Origin of the sequence: Clostridium grantii DSM 8605 (assembly GCF_900129965.1) — a bacterium.
Classification (GTDB): Bacteria; Bacillota; Clostridia; order Clostridiales; family Clostridiaceae; genus Clostridium_AF; species Clostridium_AF grantii.
In genome coordinates, this window is sequence record NZ_FQXM01000009.1 from 104,067 (window position 1) to 124,978 (window position 20,912).

The following is a 20,912-nucleotide window of genomic DNA, read 5'->3' on the forward strand; positions in this document are numbered from 1 at the left end:
TTTGAAATTAATTACAGATTAATACAAAAAAATAGTAAAGTTATGGTATAATATTTTCGAATGGGTATAAATCAAATATAAAATATAAGGCTATTCAAATAGAATCATAGCCAACTATGAAGGAGTGTTTTTATGAAAGTGAGAAAAGCAATAATTCCAGCAGCAGGATTGGGAACTAGATTTTTACCAGCAACAAAAGCACAACCAAAAGAAATGTTACCAATAGTAGATAAACCTACAATTCAATACATAATAGAAGAAGCAGTGGCATCAGGTATTGAAGAAATATTAATAATAACAGGAAGAAATAAAAGAGCTATTGAAGACCATTTTGATAAATCAGTAGAGTTAGAACTTCAGCTTGAAAGCAATAATAAAACTGATATGCTTCAAATGGTAAGGGATATTACTAATATGGTAGATATTCATTATATAAGACAAAAAGAACCTAAAGGTCTTGGGCATGCTATAAGTTGTGCAAAAGCATTTGTTGGCAATGAACCTTTTGCGGTTTTACTAGGGGATGATGTAGTTGATAGTGAAGTTCCTTGTTTAAAACAAATGATAGACTGCTTTAATGAATATAAAACAAGTATATTAGGAGTGCAAGAAGTTCCAGATGAAGATGTATGCAAGTATGGTATTGTAAAAGGAACGCACATAGAAGATAGAGTCTATAAAGTTAAAGGATTAGTTGAAAAACCTTCAAAAGAAGAAGCACCTTCCAATGTTGCAATTCTTGGTAGATATATAATTACGCCTAAAATTTTCGAAATTTTAGAAAATACTAAGCCAGGAAAAGGTGGAGAAATTCAATTAACTGATGCACTTTTAACTTTGGCATCACAGGAAGCTATGTATGCTTATAATTTTGTAGGAAGAAGATATGACGTAGGAGATAAATTAGGTTTTTTAGAAGCAACAATAGAATTTGCTCTTAAAAGAGAAGACTTAAAAGAACCATTTACAGAGTATTTAATAAAATTACAAGAAAAATATAAAAAATAAAAAGTAATATAAGAAATAGAAGAAATAGAAGAAATATTACATTAATAAAATAAACTATTAGTGTGGTATTTCTTTTTGTTTGAAATAATTATTTAATGTATAATGTATTAATAGATAGTATATATAATTAATAATTATGGAGATTTTTAAATTAAATGACTATAAGCTTTTTTAATACACTTATGAAATGGAGGAAGAAGATTGTTATATTATGAAATAATAATTAGGTTGTTATTAGCCATATTTATAGGTGGTTTAGTTGGATATGAAAGAGAATATAAGCATAGACCAGCAGGGTTTCGTACACATATATTAGTTTGTGTTGGCGCAACAGTGGTGTCTATGATACAAATATATGATTTGCAGCGAGTAATGACTTTATTAGAGCAAAATCCTAGTTTGGTAGGGTCGTTAAAAACTGATATTGGAAGACTTGGAGCCCAAGTGATAACAGGGGTAGGGTTTTTAGGGGCTGGAACTATCATAAGAGACAAAGGAGCAGTTAAAGGACTAACTACAGCAGCTAGTTTATGGGTTGTTGCATGCATTGGACTAGCAGTAGGTATGGGATATTATTTTTTGAGTATAGTATCAACTTTAACTGTATTTATAGCTTTAGTTTCCTTGAAAAAAATAGAAATTAGATTAATAGACAAAAGCAAATTAGTTAAATTTGAAATTGAATATTATGATAAAAATTTTATAAGAGATGCAGAAATTATTTTTGATGAAAATGGTATTAAAATTAAAAATATTGAATTTGATATTGAAGAAAATGAAGAAGTAGAAAAAATAGAAAAATCATCAAAAAAGGAAAAAGTATTGCAAAATGATAAAATAGTTTTTTATACAATACTTATTCCAAGACACATACAAACATCTTATATTTTAAGTGAAGTTAGCAAAATTAAAGGGGTAAGCAAAATCGAAAAAATCTAAAAATATTGTGTAATCTTATTTCTAAATTCACTAGGAGTTAAGGTTACATTTTTTTTGAAAGAAGTAGAAAAGTGGGGTGCATTTTTAAACCCACATTTTAAAGCAATATTTTCTATAGAGTTATCAGTATGTATCAAAAGATTCTTTGCTAAAGATATTTTTTTATTCAAAATATATTTATTAGGACTAATACCAAGGTATTTTTTGAATATTTTTTGAAAATACCATGGACTTAAATTGATTAAATTACTTAATTCTAATAAGGGTAAGGGTTGATCTAAGTTATTTTCTATGTAATTAAGTACTTTTTTGAGTTTTAAATTATAAGGAGAATTAATTGTGTTAAAGTTATTGTATAAGGAAGATTTACTTTCTTTAAATAAATTATATAAAATTTGTATAATAATAGCTTTTATTTGTATTTCTGAATATAAATCGTTTTTTATAAAAGCATCTAAAATTTCGGAAAAATAATGTTCAAAGAGTTTAGGGTTTGAACATTTTAAAACACGTGGAATTGAATCTAAAAATTCATGTTGATAAATTGGTTGAAAACTTTGAGGGTTATAGATATTGTAATCAGTACTACTTTTATTAGTATTATTTTTTAAATCAATTGCTATCATATAGCACTTATAAGGATAGATACCATAGGTATAGTCGCCTGGCCTTCTAAATACAATTGAATTAGCAGGTATATCAACAAAATCACCATTGATGTACATCATACCTTCGCTTTCAATGATAAACTCAATTTCGTAGTCAAAAACATATCTTGGATCAGATTCTTCTGATTTGTTTTTAAGATTAATTAAATAACAAGTCAATAATCTGGGTGAAATTTCATTAATATGGATTTTATCAGTAGATATTTTTTTGTGCATAAGGTCACTCCTTTTAATTTATTAAAAATGAAAATTAATAGTTGAACTGGGATTCCTATATATAGATAAAGTTTATGTATAAATTGATGCTACATATGGTTTGTACATATATTTATACATAGTGAGCATAATATTATTATAAAACAATTTATAAAAATGACAAGAATATATAAATAATCACAGTTTATTATATTAAAATAAAACAATTTAAGTGGTATAGTTATAACAAGAAAAGAAATTAAATCAAATAATTAAATGGTAAATAATGTGCAATTGAAAGGAGTTTAATAATGAAGTTTAAAGATGATTTTACATGGGGTGTGGCGGCTGCATCTTATCAAATAGAAGGTGCTGCTTATGAAGATGGAAAAGGATTATCTATATGGGATATGTTCTGTAAAACACAGGGAAATGTATGGGAAAAGAATACGGGCGATATGGCTTGTGATCATTATCATAAATTTAAAGAAGATATAGCTATTATGAAAGAACTTGGAGTAAAAGCTTACAGATTGTCATTAAGTTGGCCTAGAATTATGCCAAAAGGAATTGGTGAGGTAAATGAAAAAGGCATAGAATTTTATAATGAATTGATTGACGAATTGATTGCCAACGATATTGAACCTTATGTAACAATTTTTCATTGGGATTACCCTTATGAGCTTTATAAAAAAGGACATTGGTTGAATACTGATTCCTCAGCTTGGTTTGAAGAGTATACTAAAGTAGCAGTAGATAGATTTTCTGATAGAGTTAAAAATTGGTTTACTTTAAATGAACCACAATGTTTTATTGGATTGGGTTATGGACAAGGAGAACACGCGCCAGGGTTGAAATTAAGTGAATATGATTTGATTTTAATGGCTCATAATACATTGCTTGCCCATGGTAAGGCAGTGAAAATAATAAGAGAAAACAGTAAATTGCCGGCTAAAATTGGTTATGCACCAGTGGGTGTAGTAGCAATTCCAAATTCAGATAGAGAAGAAGATGTAAAAGCGGCAGAAATAGCAATGTTTCATATGGATGAACATACACCAGTGGGGAGTATTTTTTGGTCCAACTCATTATGGAATGATCCTGTATTCTTGGGAAAATATCCAGACGAAATTATTAGAAGATATAAAGCTTATCTTCCAGATACTCTTGAGGAAGATTTAAAAATAATTAGTGAGGAGTTGGATTATTTCGGATGCAATATTTATAATGGTAGGGAAGTGGAAATGAAAAATTCAGTACCTGTCCCCGCAAAACGTCCATATGGATATACTATAACAGCTTTCGAATGGCCAATAACACCAAAATCATTGTACTGGGGACCGAGATTTTTTTATGAAAGATATAAGAAACCAGTTATGATAACTGAGAACGGATTATCTTCAAGAGATGTAATAAGTTTAGATGGAAAAGTTCATGATGCAAATAGAATTGATTTTCTTAATAGATATTTATTGGAACTTAGAAAAGTATCAAAGGAAATACCAGTAGAAGCTTATTTCCAATGGTCAATAATGGATAATTTTGAGTGGGCTCATGGATATAAACATAGATTTGGTTTAGTATATGTGGATTATGCTACTCAAGAGAGAACGATTAAAGATTCAGCATATTGGTATAAAACAGTTATTGAAAGTAATGGAGAAAATTTAGATTAAGATGTTAATTAGATTTTAATGATTATACAATTCAAAAAAGTTGCGTACTAAACATACTGCAACTTTTTTTCAATTCTTAAAACTAAGGATTACGAGGAATTTGTTATTTGATGGGCATGGTGATTAATTTGAAGTTATTGGAGTTATTGGAATTAAATTAACTGTGATAGATAATGGGTCTATTTAGATGATAGTTTACAATAAAAGCGAATTATAAGAACAATTTGGCTTTACAAGTATAGGAAAATCAAGTATACTAAGGACAGTAAATAATATAAAGATTATAGTAGCTAGGGGTGTCTTGTTTTGACTGAGAAATAAATCAATGTGAATTGAGTTATTACCCTCATTACCTGATCTGGGTTATACCAGCGTAGGAAAGCAGAAAATATTAATATTTTCTAACAAGAAACTTCTCGCGCAATAAGGGAGGTATTTTTTTATGTTTTTAAGCGCATCTATAGGAGAAAATTTAACAGAAATCTTTTCTTATCCAACGACCTACATAACATTGTTAGGAGTGTTGATTCTTTTAATTGGGTTGAATAAGATGAAAAAAATTCAATTTACAACCAAAATGTTGACATTTATGGGACTTGCGATTGCATTAACAGCAGTTTTAAAAATGTTCAAGGTTTACCAAGCACCATTTGGAGGAAGTGTAACTTTTGGAAGTATGATTCCTATTCTTTTGGTGGGATATTTTTATGGAACAGAGGTTGGACTACTTACAGGATTTGTTTATGGAATTGTAGATTTAATTTTAGGTCCTTATATTTTGCATCCTGTACAAGTATTATTTGACTATCCACTTCCATTTATGATGTTAGGACTTATTGGATTATTTAAAGGAAGAGATAAAAAATTTGTATTTTTAGGAACCTTGGTAGCAGTCTCAGCTAGATTTATGTGTCATTACTTTGCAGGAGTGGTTTTCTGGGGAAGTTATGCACCGGAGGGAATGTCACCTTATTTATATTCCTTACTATATAATGGATCATATCTAGTATTTGATTCAATAATAGTAATAGTTATTTTAGCTATATTACCATTAGATAAATTGAAAAAAATTATTACTGAATAAATTTTTTTGAATAAATGAAAAAAACACTATATTAATGTATAGTGTTTTTTTCATGGTAATATTAAGCTAGTTTTTATTTATACATTTTTGTAGAAGTATTCTAAGAGTTTTCATATAGGTAAATCAGATGTGTTTATTATCATGTTAAAATAATATATATGATCCATAAAGTGTGTAGATCTTAAGTATATAAGGTGAGAAAATAAAAGTAGCTATGAAACTATGAATCTAGCTTAAATGTTGATATTTCATTTATTGAAACTTATTGAATATATTAAGGAGAAAAATATAAGTCATCTAACAATAAAAATGTTAGATATGTAACTATTTGTGATATAATTTAAATAAGATTAGTTAAATATATAAGAGTACACAAAATTGTTTAAATGGGAGAAGTACACAATGAATACATTAAGTGGATTAATAAAGAGACATAAGTTAAAAATTTCATTGACGGCTGTATTAATTGTTTTTTTGGTATTTATATTAGCTGCCTATCCTATAAAAAGTAAAACCCGCCTAACAGTAGTTAATGGCAACATAGACCTTAGTTCTTTTGATTTTAAAAACAATGTTAAACTCAATGGACAATGGAAATTATATCCTTACAAGTTGCTTAGTTATGAGGAAATCATTAATATAGATGATTATGAAGGTATTAATATAAAAGTTCCTTCTTTATGGACAGGCGTGGAATATGGGTCTTCTATTATGGAGGGAAGAGCATTTGGAACGTATGTATTAAAGGTTCAGCTTCCAGAAGGAAACAAGGACCTGTCCCTGGAAATTAGGGATATTTGTTCGGCGTACAAACTATATATAGATGATGATTTAATGATTGAAAATGGCAAAGTCACCACATCAAAAGAAGAATTCATAGCATCATATAAGCCTAATTTAATAAATTTCTATACAAATGAAACTGAAATTAATATTATAATCCAAGTAGCTAATTTTTCTCAACTCGATGGAGGAATTTGGGATTCTATTTATATAGGGACAAGTTATAATATAATTAATAAAGCTTTAAAAGATCATATTTTAGATTATTTTATAATAGGTGGACTTGTTTTGATGGGTATTTATCACTTGGTATATTTTATTTTTAAGAATCAATGGAAAGAATATTTGTTTTTTTCTTTGTTCGCAATTACAATTGCTTTGCGTAATATTGTAACAAGAAGTAGGAGTATTTATTTGATATTTCCTAATATAAAGTGGATTTTTGTAACTAAATTAGAGTATTTAACTATATATTTAGCTTTCTTATTTTGTAATATGTACGTATATCATATTTATAAAGAAGTTTATAATAGGCGGATTTATAAAGTTATTAAAATATTATTTATTTTAGCTATATTATTGCACCTTTTTCTGCCAACAAGTATAACACAAAAATATTTGAATGTTTTCTTGATAATGTCAGCCCTCTTATGTCTATATATATTAAATGTATTATTTAAGACTTATAAAAATCAAAAGGAAGGTGCTTTTACTTTTATAGTAGGCATGTTCATTATTTTCTTATGTTTTATAAATGATGCTTTAGTAACTATTGAAGTTTTAGAAACATCTTTTTTAGTGCCAATAGGAGTATTTATTTTTATCGTTATACAATCAATTGCTACTGGAAGATTGTTTACAAATGCATTTAAAAATCTTGAAATTTATGCTAATGAAAATAGAAAAATGTATGTAGAAATTAAAAATTTAAATGAAACTCTTGAGTTAAAAGTAAAAGAAAGAACTAATGAGCTGAAGAATAAAAATATGGAATTAAAAGAATTGGCTTGTATAGATAGTCTTACAGGAATTTTAAATCATAGAAATATTGTGAATTATCTACAAACGAGTATAGATAATATAGATGAATATAAATTTTTATCGGTATCAATGATGGATATAGATTATTTTAAAAGAATTAACGATAGTTATGGACATCAAATGGGGGACAGGGTATTAGAAAAAATTGTAGAACTAATCAAAAATACTTTAAATAAAAAAGGTATAGTTGGTAGATATGGAGGAGAAGAATTTTTAATAGTGATGCCAAGATTAGGTATTTATGAAGCTTTTAAATTAATAGAAAAGATAAGAGTTAACGTAGAAAATTTGAAAATAGAAGGTATAAAAGATAAAGTAACAATAAGTGCTGGCATATGTGAGTGCACTGTAAATTCAAATGTTTCCGATATAATAGATAGATGTGATGAGCTTTTATATAAAGCAAAAGATTTAGGAAGAAATAGAACTGAATTCTGATAAGGTAATTTGGAAAATCATAAAACGCAGCAAAAGCAAAGGAATATAAAAAGACTGTTAAAAAGGAACAAGGTAGAGAGCATTCTACCTTGTTCCTTTTATTGGGTTTTATTAATTTATTGAAAGTATATAATTAGTTAGCTTTTTTGTTTGAAACTTTTTTAGTTTCTTTTTTTTCTTCTTTTACTTCTGAACCGTTAAAAGCATTGATATAAAGTTCTTTTATTTCACTAATTAATGGGTATCTAGGGTTAGCTCCAGTACATTGATCATCAAATGCATTTTCGCATAATTCATCTAAAGTTGCATAGAATTTTTCTTCAGATACACCGAAAGCTTTTATAGATTTAGGAATTCCTACTTTTGCTTTTAATTCATCTATAGCTTTTATCAATAGTTCAACTTTTTCATCATCATTACTTCCACCAAGATTTAAGTAATCTGCAATTTTAGCATATCTCCATTTTGCATTTGGATATTTGTATTGAGCAAAAGCAGCTTGTTTTCTTGGGTTTTCTACAGCATTGAACTTGATTACTTCGTTAATTAATAAAGCATTTGCTACACCGTGTGGTACATGGTGTTCAGCGCCTAATTTGTGTGCCATTGAGTGGCAAACTCCTAAGAAGGCATTTGCAAAAGCCATACCAGCCATTGTTGAAGCATGAGCCATTTTTTCTCTAGCTTTTACATCAGTTGTTCCATTATTATATGCATCTGGAAGATATTTAAATATCAATCTAATAGCTTCTAGTGCAAGACCATTTGTATATTCAGAAGCTAATACAGAAACATAAGCTTCGATTGCATGTGTAAGAGCATCTATACCTGAAGCAGAAGTTAATCCTCTTGGCATATTCATCATAAGCTCTGCATCAACAATAGCCATATCTGGAGTTAATTCATAATCAGCAAGAGGGTATTTAGCACCAGTTTTTTCATCTGTAATTACAGCGAAAGGTGTAACCTCTGAACCTGTCCCTGCTGAAGTAGGGATAGCAACCATCATTGCTTTATCTCCAAGATGAGGGAATTTATATACTCTTTTTCTAATATCCATAAATCTCATAGCTAAATCTTCAAAATGAACTTCAGGGTGTTCATACATAACCCACATGATTTTAGCAGCATCCATTGGAGAACCGCCACCTAAAGCAATTATTGTATCAGGTTGGAAACTTGTCATTTCAGCAGCACCTTTTTTAGCAGTTGCTAAAGTAGGATCAGGTTGAACATCAAAGAAAACCTTACAATCAATTTCATTTTCTTCAAGAACTTTAACTACTGAATCAACATATCCTAAATCATATAAAACTTTGTCTGTAACAATGAATGCTTTTTTCTTACCTAAATCTTTTAATTCTTTAAGAGCTATAGGTAGGCAACCAAATTTAAAATAAACTTTTTCAGGAACTCTAAACCAAAGCATATTTTCTCTCCTCTCAGCAACACTTTTAATGTTTAATAGATGTTTTACTCCTACATTTTCAGATATAGAGTTTCCACCCCATGAACCACAACCAAGTGTTAATGATGGAGCAAGTTTGAAGTTATATATATCGCCGATAGCACCTTGAGCAGATGGCATATTAATTATTGTTCTACCAGTTTTCATTTTAGCACCAAATTTTTCAACTCTATCTCTGCATTTTACTTGATCAGTATATAATACTGAAGTATGGCCAAATCCACCAAGTTCAACAAGTCTAGCAGCTTTTGTTAATGCTTCATCAAAGCTCTTAACTTTATACATAGCTAATACTGGAGATAATTTTTCATGAGAAAATTCTTCTTCTAATTCTACAGATTCAACTTCTCCGATTAATACTTTAGCAAATTCAGGTACTTCTATACCAGCTAATTTAGCTATTTGGTAAGCAGATTGACCAACAATTTTAGCATTCAATCCACCATTGATAATAATAGTTTTTCTAACTTTTTCAATTTCATCACCTTTTAGTATATAAGCGCCTCTGTCAGCAAATTCTTTTTTAACTTCTTCATAAACTGAATCCATTACTACTATAGATTGTTCTGATGCACAAATTACACCATTGTCAAAAGTTTTTGAAAGAAGTATTGAGTTAACAGCCATTTTAATGTGAGCAAATTCGTCTATGATTGCAGGCGTATTACCAGCACCAACACCGATTGCAGGTTTACCAGATGAATAAGCAGCTTTAACCATTCCAGGACCACCAGTTGCAAGTGTTATATCACAATTTTTCATAACAGCACTTGAAAGTTCAACAGATGGTTCATCTATCCAGCCAATAATATTTTTAGGAGCACCAGCTTCTATAGCAGCATCTAAAATAATTTTTGCAGCAGCTATAGTAGAATTCTTAGCTCTTGGATGAGGTGAGAAGATAATACCGTTTCTAGTTTTTAATGATATTAAAGCTTTGAATATAGCAGTAGAAGTAGGATTTGTAGTTGGTACTATAGCAGCAACTACTCCGATTGGCTCAGCAACTTTTTCTATTCCGAAGGAAGCGTCTCTTTCGATAACTCCACATGTTTTTTCATCTTTATATTGATTATAAATATACTCAGAAGCAAAATGATTTTTTATAACCTTGTCTTCAACAATACCCATACCTGTTTCTTCAACAGCCATTTTTGCAAGTCTAATTCTTGCATCATTAGCAGCCATTGCAGCTTGTCTGAAAATTTTATCTACTTGTTCTTGTGAAAAAGTAGAGAATTCTTTTTGTGCTGCTTTAACCTCAGCAATTTTTAATAATAGTTCATCCATATTTGTAACTTTCATAAAACCACTCCTCAGATATTATTTTTATTATCTTAATTTACTTAATTTACTTAAAGCATACTACTAGTTTTTGTTTTAAAATATTAAATCATACTAACATTTTTGATTCAGTATTGTTTATTGTAATATTTAGTACTGATTTACTATTGAAATTTAGTTAAAGTTTGTTAACCATTTAACAATTTAATTATATGACATCGTTAAAATTTTGTCAATACTATTTCTCAAAAAAAGAGGCATATAGATTTAGCTTTTTTTATGTAAAAAATTAAATATTTGCGTAAAATCATTGTAAACGTTGTTAGATAGCTTAATGATTTTGTAATAATAAGGATTAAATGTAAAATTATAAATCAAATAAGATGTTATATATTATCCTAAAAATATTTAGTCTAGCTTAAGTAAAGGATTAAAAAAGGAGTAAAATCAAAAAAAATGTAAATGTTTACTCAGATATAGTTAAAAAATTAACAAAGAAATGATTGACTGATGTGGGGGACTGATGTGGGGGACAGGTACTATTAGAGTATTATATACATAAAGATGAACAAAGCAAGTATGGGGACAGGTAATACTTACTTTGTTTTATTTATTTTGTAAATAACAGTGTATTAATTAATATGGTATAATACAAAAGAAAAGTAAAATCAAAATGTAAAAGAAAAGAGTTTTACATAAAATAATTATTAAATAATCATTAAAATAATGAAATACAATGAAGTTATAGTTATTTGAAATTTGAAATGTAGTAATATTATTAAAGATATAGTGGTTTAAATATTCAAATAACATTCGTATATTTTGTAAACTTGTTTTTTTAGCTATAAAGATTTAAGAAGTTATTTATTTATATTGAGAAGTATAAGTAACTCTTAGCATAAATAAACAAATATAAAAAGAAAGTGAGTTGAGCAAATGTATTTACAATTATTCGTAATTGCGGTCCTTCCAGGGATTGCTTTGGCGTTAGCAGCATATTTAACTGATAGGTTTGATAGGGAACCACTTAGTTTGTTAGGAAAAGTGTTTTTGTTTGGAGCATTATCAGTAATACCAACAGCTTTAGTTGAAGGAATTTTATCTAGATTTAATATATTTATTGGAGTAATTGGAATTGCTTATACTGCTTTTATTGTAGCTGGATTTACAGAAGAGCTAATAAAAAGATTTGTTGTTATGAAATTTGCATTTAAGAATCCGGCATTTAATGAGAAATTAGATGGAATAATTTATGCTGTATTTGCATCATTAGGATTTGCAACAGCCGAAAATATTATATATGTAGTATTCAGATTTGCAACAAATCCCTATGTGGGTTTATCAAGAGGAATTTTTTCAGTGCCAGCTCATATGCTTTTTGCAGTTACAATGGGATATTACCTGTCCCTATCTAAATTTTGCATTTATCCAAAATTGAGTAGGGTATATTACAGAAAAGCGTTAACAGTACCTTTGGTTCTTCATGGTATTTTTGATTTTATTCTAATGTATGGCAATGGATTTGTATTTTTGGTGTTTTTTCCATTTATAATATATTTATGGGTAGCTAATTTAAGAAAACTTAACATTTATTATAAAGACTCTAAAGAAAGATCATCTAATTTAGATTAAGACATCTATTTGCGTTTTATAATGTGAACCAATATTAAACAAAAAAAGCATGTAAACAAAGATAAGCATAAAGCAAATCTTTATTACATGCTTTTTTAATACTTAGCTGTTGGAGGGGCATCCAGCAGCTAAAGTAAGGGGTAGTTATAGGAGGCTAAGTATATATACTTACTAATAACTTATTAATGTAATGCTTATTTTGGTTATTAAAACATACATATAATATTTATAACAAAGTATCAATATTAAGAACATTATATAGTATATATTGCTCTTAATTAAACATGACTAAACTTTAAGCATGTCCACCATAAAAAATATATAAACCTAGTTTAGTTATTGGATAGTATAGTAGAAAAGTAATACTATTTTATAATTAATAATAATTCTTTTTTAATAATTTGTCAATGACAAATAAGAAATAAATTCATTTAATGGCATAAAAATAACTAAAAACAAAAATAGGCAGTTATACTTGGAAAACATCAAGAGATATAGAATATAAAGATAATTTAAATGAAAATTGGGCCAAAATCTAAAGAAAGATTAGCGATAAAAATATATATTGAGTTGGTGAGCTAAATAATAGTTTTTCAATTTTCACTCATCACTTAACTCATCACTTATAGGGATAGAAAATTTTTTGAGAAAGCAGTAGTATAGTTGTTTGAAATATGGTTCTTTGCAGATTAAATCATATCCTCTCGAAAATTTAAGGGACATAGAATCAAGGTTATAAGTTTTAAAAATATCAATAATTTCAGAATATTTTAGGCCTTTGAAACCATGTAATAGTAATATACAAAAGGATATGTGTTCATTAACTTTTGTATTATATTTTTTCAAAAATTCAGTTTCAGGTATATTAGATTGATTAATTAAAAATGCTAGTATTTTTTCAGTATCAACAGATCTTTCGAAAGCAGGGAAAGAATTATTGAGATTAGGGGAATTAATTTTATTATTTAGATATTCTAATTGAACTATATCTAAATTTCCATCAAAGTCTTCAATACAAAGCTTTGATTTAACAAAATTAATGAATTTTATTCTAGACTGGATAATATCATTACCCCAAATTTTTAGAATAAAATCACAGTCTATCAATAAATACTTATCTTCGAATATACCAGTATATATGCCGAAACTGGAGAATTGATATTTTTCCACACAATCGTTGTAACCCTTTATATCTTTAGGATTATTATGTATATATGCTGCAACATTGAGTAAATCATAATTATCCTTAGTTATTCTACTGTAAAAACGGTCGCCAAATACATGACCTTTGCGATTATATTGTTTATTGTAATAAATTGCATAGGATTGATTTATTCCATGCATAAACTTACTTATATCAGCTCCGTTTGAATATATTAATAAATGACAATGAGTACCTAATATACAGTATTCATAAACTGTAAATAAATAAATTAATTGATATTTTTTTAGGATTTTTAAAAACTTGTTTCTATCTTCATCATTTCTAAATAACCATGAATCACTAAAGCCTTTAAGTGATATATGATAAATTCCATTTGGAAGTTTAATTCTATTTTTTCTTGACATTAGAAGAGCCTCCTTAGTTTTTGATTTTTAGTTGTTATTTGTTTTGAATATATTCGTTAGCTTAATTATCACCAATAATATTAAAAATAATCATAATTTCATAAAAAACAATTAATTATTTAATTTGCAAATTATAGGAAAATAATATTTTGATTAATGATAGATATGATAAAATAATTTTATTGAATAATAATGCTTAATAATTTAATAATAGTATGATAATATGCCATTAAGGTTAAATAGTTAGAATATATAAAAGTGGATTAAATATTTTTTAGGAGGAATAGCAAATGAATATTGAAGATATAGAAAAGTATTGTTTATCTAAATTAGGTGCTGAAAAAGGAATGCCTTTTAAGGTACCTGTCCCCGTATATAAAGTTGGGGGGAAGATTTTTGGACTTGCTAATATTCATGAGAATAGGCCAAGTATTAACTTGAAAAATTATAAAGAAGAAAATTTAATATTAAGGGAAATGTTCCAAGAAGTTATTCCAGGATATCATATGAATAAAGTACACTGGAATACAATTTATTTAGATGGAAAATTAGACGATAATATTATTAAGAAATTTATTGATGTATCATATGATATAGTATTTAATTCTTTAACGAAGAATAAACAAAAAGAAGTTTTAAGGGACAGGTAATAAAAAATTCAAGGAGCGATTAGGAAGCCTTAGAGGTAAGTTATATGAAAAATTATAGACTACATAAAATATATGTAGTCTATGTATAAAACAAGTAAAACAAAGGCTTGTGTTGACATATACACGAGATATCAAAAGGAGTGAAATTAAATGATTGAGAAATTGATTACAGAAATGATAACCTATTTTGATGGAGATATAAAACGTATTAATCATGCGTTGAAGGTACATAGTTTTTCAAAATTTATTGGGGAAAATGAAAAGTTGAATTACGATGATAGAATAATATTAGAAATTGCTGCTATTTTGCATGATATAGGTATAAAAAATAGTGAAATTAAATATAATTCATCTAATGGTAAATGGCAACAAATAGAAGGACCACCTGTTGCTAAAGAAATTCTGCAAAAATATAATGTGATGGATAAGGTAGTAGAAAGAGTTTGCTATCTTATTGCGCATCATCATGACTATAGCAATATACAGGGACAGGACTATCAAATTCTTATAGAAGCAGATTTTTTAGTTAACATTTATGAAGATGAGTTTGATAAAGGATCAATAAAAACCGTATATGATAAATATTTTAAAACTGAGACAGGTAGAATGTATATTGAAAATATTTATAAGGTATATTAAAAGAATAATTATAAAGTATAATTCAAAGTATCAATTTTTATAATTTTATAGTATAATAAAAGAAAACAGATAAATAATAGTATATAATAATAATTATTATTTATTAGCAAAGATGTATTAAAAATCAACCTAAGGGGGTACTTATATGAGCAATTTAGTTAAATTCGTAAAAGAAGTTGAAAGTAAAAAAGGTAAAACTATTCTAAGTGTAGCAGAAGAATCTAAAGTAAAAATAAAAGATTCATGTGGTGGTAAAGGTAAGTGTGGAAAATGCTTAGTAAAAGTTTTGGAGGGAAAAGTATCAGAACCTACTAAAGCAGAGAAAAAAATTATAGGAGATAAAAAATTGGAAAAGGGTTATAGACTTGCTTGTGAATGCCAGATTGATGGAGATGTTTCTATTGAGGTTGTAAAATAAGCAATTAATTAATAAAATACATGTTGGTTAAAAAAAATATATAATGTACCTGTCCCCGTATAAGTACGGGGACAGGTACATTAACAAAACAAAGTTTTCTTAGTAATTTGGAGGCTTTGTTTTGTTTTTTTTGACTATATACATGAGGTAAGGTAAACTTTTTAGGTGTTATTTGTATTAATTTCTTTATTTTTATGGATAGTAATAATGGGGAAGTATTATCAAATAAAACATGAAAAACTGACAATGATAACCATATAGCAAAAATCAAATTAATTAACCAAATAGACAATTAAAGCTTTGAGTCATAAGTATTAAGTAAGAATAAAAACAAAGGATGAAAAAATCATATAATAAGCAATTTTGTGACAATACATACATTGCAATAAAAATGTGAGATTTTTTAAAAGTTGAGAATTTGATATAAGTTAAGATCAAAATAATTCAACATATAATAAGATTAAAATAATTCTAGATTAATTATTGGAATAGAATAAACTTTGTGTTAAAATCAAATTTAAGGTTTGTGAAAAATTAATGTGTTAGAAATGGGTTAGTAATTATAAATTATTAACTCGCTTAATCTTAAAAATAAGTAAAAATGATTTTAGCTTGGGGACAAAGTTTACACTTTGAGGTATTGTCATTTGTGAGTTTTTAAGAAAAATATGAAGTGAGGTAGTAGGAAGAGGAGGAAAAAAATGTTTAAAATTTTAAAGAAGGAACTTTTAACAGAAGATATCTATTTAATGGATATTGAGGCTCCAAGGGTTGCTAAATCAGCAAAACCAGGTCAGTTTATTATTGTAAAAACTGACGAAAGAGGTGAAAGAATTCCACTTACTATCTGTGATTATGATGCTGATAAGGGGTCAGTAACCATTGTATTTCAAAAAATAGGTAATTCAACTTTGGAAATGACTAATTATGAAGTAGGTGATTCTTTTAAGGACTTTGTTGGACCGTTAGGACAACCTTCTGAATTTATTTATGAAAATATTGAAGAGTTAAAAAATAAAAGATTTTTGTTTATAGCTGGAGGAGTAGGGACAGCACCTGTATATCCTCAGGTAAAATGGTTAAATCAAAATGGAATTAAAGCAGATGTTATTATTGGAACAAGATCAAAATCTACATTAATATTAGAAGAAGAGATGAAAGCAGTTGCAGGAGAATTATATGTGGCTACTGATGATGGTTCTTATGGATTTAAAGGTTTAGTAACAGATGTATTTAAAGATTTATTAGATAACAAAGGTAAAAAATATGACCATGTAGTTGCTATCGGACCAATGATAATGATGAAGTTCGCAGCTTTAGCTACAAAAGCATATAATATTCCTACAACAGTTAGTTTGAATCCTATAATGGTTGATGGGACTGGTATGTGTGGAGCATGCAGAGTTACTGTAGGGGATGAAGTTAAATTTGCTTGTGTGGATGGGCCAGAGTTTGATGGACATTTAGTAAATTTTGATGAAGCTATGAGAAGAAGCAGAATGTATAAAACAGAAGAAGGGAAAGCACAACTTAAAACAGAAGAGGGAGATACTCATCATCATAAAGGTGAAGGCTCATGCGGAGGTGATCACTAATGGATAGAATGAAAAAAGTTCCAGTTAGAGAACAAGAAGCAGATATAAGAAATAAAAATTTTGAAGAAGTTTGTTATGGATACAATGAAGAAGAGGCAGTAGCGGAAGCAGCAAGATGTCTTAATTGTAAAAAACCATTATGTGTTGCAGGATGCCCAGTAAGTATTGATATTCCAGGGTTTATTCAATGTGTTAAAAATAAAGAATTTGAAGAAGCTGCAAAAGTTATAGCTAAATATAGTGCTCTTCCAGCGGTTTGTGGTAGAGTCTGTCCCCAAGAAACTCAATGTGAACAAAAATGCGTATTGGATATAAAGGGAGAAGCTGTTGCTATTGGTAAGTTAGAAAGATTTGTGGGGGACTGGTCAAGAGAAAATAACATAGACCTATCTGTTACAGCAGAGAAAAATGGCAAAAAAGTTGCCATAATAGGAAGTGGCCCAGCGGGATTAACATGTGCAGGAGATTTAGCTAAAATGGGTTATGATGTAACTATATTTGAAGCTTTACATGAAACAGGTGGAGTTTTAGTTTATGGTATACCAGAATTTAGACTTCCAAAAGATACTGTTGTAAAAACTGAAATTGATAATATTGAAAAGCTTGGCGTTAAGATTGAAACTAATGTAATTATAGGTAAAACAGTTACTATAGATGAATTATTAGAAGAAGAAGGTTTTGAAGCTGTATTCATAGGTTCAGGGGCAGGTCTTCCAATTTTCATGGGCATACCTGGAGAGAATGCAAATGGGGTATTTTCTTCTAATGAATTCTTAACAAGGGTTAACTTAATGAAAGCTTATAAAAAAGAATATTCAACACCAGTGAAAATCGGTAAAAAAGTAGCAGTAATAGGTGGAGGAAACGTAGCAATGGATGCAGTTAGAACTTCATTGAGATTAGGTTCCGAAGCTCATATAATTTATCGTAGATCTGAAGCTGAACTTCCAGCAAGATTAGAAGAGGTTCATCATGCTAAAGAAGAAGGTGTAATATTTGATCTTCTTACAAATCCAGTGGAGATTTTGATAGATGAAAATGGCTGGGTTAATGGAATGAAATGTGTGAAAATGGAACTAGGTGAGGCGGATGCATCTGGAAGAAGAAGACCACAAATTATTGAAGGTTCTGAGTTTGTAATGGATGTAGATACTGTAATAATGGCACTTGGAACTTCACCAAATCCATTAATTTGTTCTACAACTGTTGGACTTGATTTGAATAAATATAGATGTATATGTGCTGATGAAACAGGAAGAACAGCAAAGCCAAGAGTTTATGCAGGTGGGGATGCTGTAATTGGAGCAGCTACAGTAATATTAGCTATGGGTGCAGGAAAAGAAGCAGCTAAAGCTATTGATGAAGATATTAGAAATTCTGTGAATTAACTAAAGCTGTTTAAATGAGAATTTGGTTGAGTGAACAATTTTAAGTATTATTAAAAATTTTACAATGGACAGGATATAGATTTGTAATTACACAAATTTATATCCTGTCCTAAAGTTTTTATATGGCGTTTTATTGTTTTTGGAGGATATAGCGAGTTAAATATTTGTATAGTGAAACCTTTTATATAAGGTATTCAACGATACCTGTCCCCAATGAATCAATAATTTTAAACATGAAGCATGTCTTATGTTTAAAATTATTAATTTGATTAGTATATTTCTTTTATAATCAAATCAACTAAATCATCTATAAGTTCAACAATTTTACAATCTTTTACACCGGCCACTAGTAAACCACATCTGTTTAAAGGTAGTAATATCTTTTTTGCATCACTAGTTCCAATTGAAAAAGCAATTTCAGAAGAAATTTCCCCCAACATAGAATTTGGAACGCAAATGGCTATGGGACCAGATATAATATCTACTTTCTGACTCATTACTTTTATAGCATTCTCTCCGGTAGCACCAGACGTAGCACCTGCTTTTAGCATTTCCATTGTAGCAATAGAATTAGTGCCCAATGCTATAATATCAATTTTTATTGATGAATTTTCAATGGATTTTTCACTCAAATTTTCTTTTAATTTCTCAATGATTTTTTTCCCGATTCCTCCACCTTGACAATCTACAACAGCTATTTTCATAATATAATCCTCCAGAACAAATTAAAAAATATTTTAACAAGATTAATTATATCATATTTAAATAAGTATTATGATATATATATTTGAGTTAAGTAAAAACTAAAAAACAAGGTTATATGAATAGTACATTTAATAATATTTAAAAAATAATTAAATAATTTGTTTTTAGAAGATAAATATTGTTTATATTTGTATTTTGATATGGTATTATTATTATAATAAAATACAAATTAACTAAAAAATATGTATTTTACCATATATGTAAATGGTGGGTGAATTATCAGTAAATAAGGGGGAAATTGTATGAATCAGGATATGATAATTAAATTAATTACTAACGTTTGTGAAAACAAAAGATTTGCAGATAGCATTTTTAGTGGAGAAAACACGAAAGAAATTATCCATGCAGCTTGGGAAAAAGGGATTTTACTTACAAATGAAGAAGTGAATTTTTTTAATTCTGTTCTGAGACAATATAGTTTAAAAGACAGTCAAAATGATTTGGAATATAATTTAAATTATGATTTAGATATAGAGTCAAAAGAGGAAAAACATATCCTAAATAATAGTATATACAGTTATGAAGATATGTATTTCAAAATTCAAATGATGAATAAGCCACTTTGGAATGAATATAAAAATAGATTATTATTTAAATAACTGCCTTATGGGCAGTTTTTTCGGTTAAAATGGATAAAATAATTAATTTTTTATATGTTAAATTATAGGGTTCGCATCTTAAAAATTAACTTATATCTATTATTTATTCATTAGTAAATCAAGTTTTGAAGGAATGTGTAACTTTATATATAAATTATAAAAGACATGCTCAGGTAAAATATGAGCATATCTTTTATATTCTTGTAATTTAAAAGACAAAAGTTTAAAAATTTCTGTACAATTATAGGAATTTAGTAGGGACAGGTACCGAAACTTGGTACCAAAACTTTACAAGAAAGGAGCGGACTTTTAAGTTTGAGTTGAAATATTTGAATTAATTGACTTCTTTTATTTTAACTAATATATCATTCATCTGGATATAAGTCATCATTCCAGGGACAGATCCTAATAAAATACCTTCTTCATTAATGAAAAAGGAAGTTGGAAAAGAACTGACTAAATAAGTAGAAGATATGTTGCCAGTTTCATCCAATAGTACAGGAAAAGAATAAGCACTATTATCTATATAATTTTTGACAATATCATAGTCTTCTTGAACATTTACAGCAAGAACAACAATTTCATCATTTTCATCATCAAATTTTTGGAGGTCGGGCATTTCTTTAACACAGTATTTACACCATGTAGCCCAAAAATTCACAATAACAATTTTACCTTTGTAATCACTTAAAGAAACTTCCTCACCATTTAAATTTTTAAGAGTAAAATCAGGAACTTCTTTTCCAACTTCAGGGATTGTTGCTGATGGCTGATTTTCAACAGTTGATTGATTGTCTTTTTCATTGGTTTTATTTTCTATAACAATTTCGTTAACTTCATTTGAAGAAGAATCATTTGTATTTGAAGATTTTGAAGAAAGATTTTCTACCACAAAATAAGATAGAGCACCTATAAAAAGTATTGATACTATTAAAACTACAAAATTATCTTTTTTCATTCTTGAGCCTCCAATTAATTATTTTTGAACATAAGCAAAAATAAAAATATTATTTATAAAATTTTTAATACTTAACTTTGAAATATCATTAAATCTTGTTATATAAAGTAAGTAG

The 20,912-nt window shown here is 28.1% G+C and carries 17 protein-coding genes and 1 riboswitch; of the genes, 12 read left to right on the top strand and 5 right to left on the bottom strand.

Going from position 1 to position 20,912, the window contains the following annotated elements; genetic code table 11:
• The first annotated feature begins 132 nt into the window (after positions 1-132).
• On the top strand, positions 133-1,008 hold the full coding sequence (galU, locus tag BUB83_RS09690) for a UTP--glucose-1-phosphate uridylyltransferase GalU (protein WP_073338266.1): 876 nt from the start codon (positions 133-135) through the stop codon (positions 1,006-1,008).
• A 201-nt stretch (positions 1,009-1,209) separates the two neighbouring features.
• Entirely contained in the window at positions 1,210-1,947 is a 738-nt protein-coding gene (locus BUB83_RS09695) for an MgtC/SapB family protein (RefSeq protein WP_073338267.1), read from the top strand.
• Here the strand turns inward: BUB83_RS09695 and BUB83_RS09700 are convergent.
• Positions 1,944-2,831 (bottom strand): helix-turn-helix transcriptional regulator, encoded by an 888-nt coding sequence (locus tag BUB83_RS09700; RefSeq protein WP_073338268.1) that lies wholly within the window; start codon positions 2,829-2,831, stop codon positions 1,944-1,946. The two genes, BUB83_RS09695 and BUB83_RS09700, sit on opposite strands and share 4 nt — an antisense overlap.
• Positions 2,832-3,121: 290 nt before the next feature.
• Here BUB83_RS09700 and BUB83_RS09705 point away from each other — a divergent pair, with 290 nt between their 5' ends.
• The 3 genes from BUB83_RS09705 to BUB83_RS09715 all read left to right on the top strand — a co-directional run bounded on the left by BUB83_RS09705 (position 3,122) and on the right by BUB83_RS09715 (position 7,832).
• Positions 3,122-4,486, top strand: coding sequence for a GH1 family beta-glucosidase (locus tag BUB83_RS09705; RefSeq protein ID WP_073338269.1), 1,365 nt, complete (start codon positions 3,122-3,124; stop codon positions 4,484-4,486).
• Positions 4,487-4,768: 282 nt separating this feature from the next.
• Positions 4,769-4,883: riboswitch (TPP riboswitch) on the top strand.
• A gap of 45 nt (positions 4,884-4,928) precedes the next feature.
• A complete protein-coding gene (thiT, locus tag BUB83_RS09710; protein WP_073338270.1) occupies positions 4,929-5,570 on the top strand; it encodes an energy-coupled thiamine transporter ThiT in 642 nt (213 codons plus the stop codon).
• Positions 5,571-5,972: 402 nt separating this feature from the next.
• Positions 5,973-7,832 carry a sensor domain-containing diguanylate cyclase gene (locus BUB83_RS09715; protein ID WP_073338271.1) on the top strand — a complete coding sequence of 620 codons (1,860 nt, stop codon included), beginning with the start codon at positions 5,973-5,975 and terminating at the stop codon, positions 7,830-7,832.
• Between the two features lie 133 nt (positions 7,833-7,965).
• Here BUB83_RS09715 and adhE read toward each other — a convergent pair whose 3' ends face one another.
• Positions 7,966-10,605 carry a bifunctional acetaldehyde-CoA/alcohol dehydrogenase gene (adhE, locus tag BUB83_RS09720; RefSeq protein WP_073338272.1) on the bottom strand — a complete coding sequence of 880 codons (2,640 nt, stop codon included), beginning with the start codon at positions 10,603-10,605 and terminating at the stop codon, positions 7,966-7,968.
• 915 nt (positions 10,606-11,520) lie between these two features.
• Between adhE and BUB83_RS09725 the strand changes: the two genes are divergently transcribed.
• On the top strand, positions 11,521-12,216 hold the full coding sequence (locus tag BUB83_RS09725; protein WP_073338273.1) for a PrsW family intramembrane metalloprotease: 696 nt from the start codon (positions 11,521-11,523) through the stop codon (positions 12,214-12,216).
• A gap of 600 nt (positions 12,217-12,816) precedes the next feature.
• On the opposite strand, the gene BUB83_RS09730 is transcribed toward BUB83_RS09725, so the two are convergent.
• Positions 12,817-13,785, bottom strand: coding sequence for a transposase (locus BUB83_RS09730; protein ID WP_073338274.1), 969 nt, complete (start codon positions 13,783-13,785; stop codon positions 12,817-12,819).
• A 290-nt stretch (positions 13,786-14,075) separates the two neighbouring features.
• On the opposite strand from BUB83_RS09730, the gene BUB83_RS09735 reads away from it, so the two are divergent.
• The 5 genes from BUB83_RS09735 (at position 14,076) to gltA (ending at position 18,475) form a co-directional block, all read left to right on the top strand.
• Positions 14,076-14,435, top strand: a complete 360-nt coding sequence (locus tag BUB83_RS09735; protein WP_073338275.1) for an MmcQ/YjbR family DNA-binding protein — start codon at positions 14,076-14,078, stop codon at positions 14,433-14,435.
• A gap of 150 nt (positions 14,436-14,585) precedes the next feature.
• The gene (locus BUB83_RS09740; protein ID WP_073338276.1) at positions 14,586-15,074 is read left to right on the top strand and encodes an HD domain-containing protein; all 489 of its coding nucleotides are present in this window, start codon (positions 14,586-14,588) and stop codon (positions 15,072-15,074) included.
• Positions 15,075-15,219: 145 nt separating this feature from the next.
• Complete coding sequence (locus BUB83_RS09745) at positions 15,220-15,492, top strand: 2Fe-2S iron-sulfur cluster-binding protein (RefSeq protein ID WP_073338277.1); 273 nt, start codon at positions 15,220-15,222, stop codon at positions 15,490-15,492.
• A 701-nt stretch (positions 15,493-16,193) separates the two neighbouring features.
• Positions 16,194-17,087, top strand: coding sequence for a sulfide/dihydroorotate dehydrogenase-like FAD/NAD-binding protein (locus BUB83_RS09750; protein WP_073338278.1), 894 nt, complete (start codon positions 16,194-16,196; stop codon positions 17,085-17,087).
• Complete coding sequence (gene gltA / locus BUB83_RS09755; RefSeq protein WP_073338279.1) at positions 17,087-18,475, top strand: NADPH-dependent glutamate synthase; 1,389 nt, start codon at positions 17,087-17,089, stop codon at positions 18,473-18,475. The genes BUB83_RS09750 and gltA overlap by 1 nt, the downstream gene beginning before the upstream one ends.
• A 269-nt stretch (positions 18,476-18,744) precedes the next feature.
• Here gltA and BUB83_RS09760 read toward each other — a convergent pair whose 3' ends face one another.
• Positions 18,745-19,179: a DUF3842 family protein gene (locus BUB83_RS09760; RefSeq protein ID WP_073338280.1), complete on the bottom strand. Its 435-nt coding sequence runs from the start codon at positions 19,177-19,179 to the stop codon at positions 18,745-18,747.
• Between the two features lie 303 nt (positions 19,180-19,482).
• Between BUB83_RS09760 and BUB83_RS09765 the strand changes: the two genes are divergently transcribed.
• Positions 19,483-19,839 (top strand): hypothetical protein, encoded by a 357-nt coding sequence (locus BUB83_RS09765; RefSeq protein ID WP_073338281.1) that lies wholly within the window; start codon positions 19,483-19,485, stop codon positions 19,837-19,839.
• Between the two features lie 334 nt (positions 19,840-20,173).
• Here the strand turns inward: BUB83_RS09765 and BUB83_RS09770 are convergent, their stop codons facing one another.
• Positions 20,174-20,797 carry a TlpA family protein disulfide reductase gene (locus BUB83_RS09770; RefSeq protein WP_073338282.1) on the bottom strand — a complete coding sequence of 208 codons (624 nt, stop codon included), beginning with the start codon at positions 20,795-20,797 and terminating at the stop codon, positions 20,174-20,176.
• Positions 20,798-20,912: the final 115 nt, after the last annotated feature.

Excerpts from the sequence above, each read along its gene's own strand:
- galU (WP_073338266.1), top strand. The coding sequence starts at position 133 with ATGAAAGTGAGAAAAGCAATAATTCCAGCAGCAGGATTGGGAACTAGA.
- BUB83_RS09700 (WP_073338268.1), bottom strand. The coding sequence starts at position 2,831 with ATGCACAAAAAAATATCTACTGATAAAATCCATATTAATGAAATTTCA.
- BUB83_RS09705 (WP_073338269.1), top strand. The coding sequence starts at position 3,122 with ATGAAGTTTAAAGATGATTTTACATGGGGTGTGGCGGCTGCATCTTAT.
- thiT (WP_073338270.1), top strand. The coding sequence starts at position 4,929 with ATGTTTTTAAGCGCATCTATAGGAGAAAATTTAACAGAAATCTTTTCT.
- BUB83_RS09715 (WP_073338271.1), top strand. The coding sequence starts at position 5,973 with ATGAATACATTAAGTGGATTAATAAAGAGACATAAGTTAAAAATTTCA.
- adhE (WP_073338272.1), bottom strand. The coding sequence starts at position 10,605 with ATGAAAGTTACAAATATGGATGAACTATTATTAAAAATTGCTGAGGTT.
- BUB83_RS09725 (WP_073338273.1), top strand. The coding sequence starts at position 11,521 with ATGTATTTACAATTATTCGTAATTGCGGTCCTTCCAGGGATTGCTTTG.
- BUB83_RS09730 (WP_073338274.1), bottom strand. The coding sequence starts at position 13,785 with ATGTCAAGAAAAAATAGAATTAAACTTCCAAATGGAATTTATCATATA.
- BUB83_RS09735 (WP_073338275.1), top strand. The coding sequence starts at position 14,076 with ATGAATATTGAAGATATAGAAAAGTATTGTTTATCTAAATTAGGTGCT.
- BUB83_RS09740 (WP_073338276.1), top strand. The coding sequence starts at position 14,586 with ATGATTGAGAAATTGATTACAGAAATGATAACCTATTTTGATGGAGAT.
- BUB83_RS09745 (WP_073338277.1), top strand. The coding sequence starts at position 15,220 with ATGAGCAATTTAGTTAAATTCGTAAAAGAAGTTGAAAGTAAAAAAGGT.
- BUB83_RS09750 (WP_073338278.1), top strand. The coding sequence starts at position 16,194 with ATGTTTAAAATTTTAAAGAAGGAACTTTTAACAGAAGATATCTATTTA.
- gltA (WP_073338279.1), top strand. The coding sequence starts at position 17,087 with ATGGATAGAATGAAAAAAGTTCCAGTTAGAGAACAAGAAGCAGATATA.
- BUB83_RS09760 (WP_073338280.1), bottom strand. The coding sequence starts at position 19,179 with ATGAAAATAGCTGTTGTAGATTGTCAAGGTGGAGGAATCGGGAAAAAA.
- BUB83_RS09765 (WP_073338281.1), top strand. The coding sequence starts at position 19,483 with ATGAATCAGGATATGATAATTAAATTAATTACTAACGTTTGTGAAAAC.
- BUB83_RS09770 (WP_073338282.1), bottom strand. The coding sequence starts at position 20,797 with ATGAAAAAAGATAATTTTGTAGTTTTAATAGTATCAATACTTTTTATA.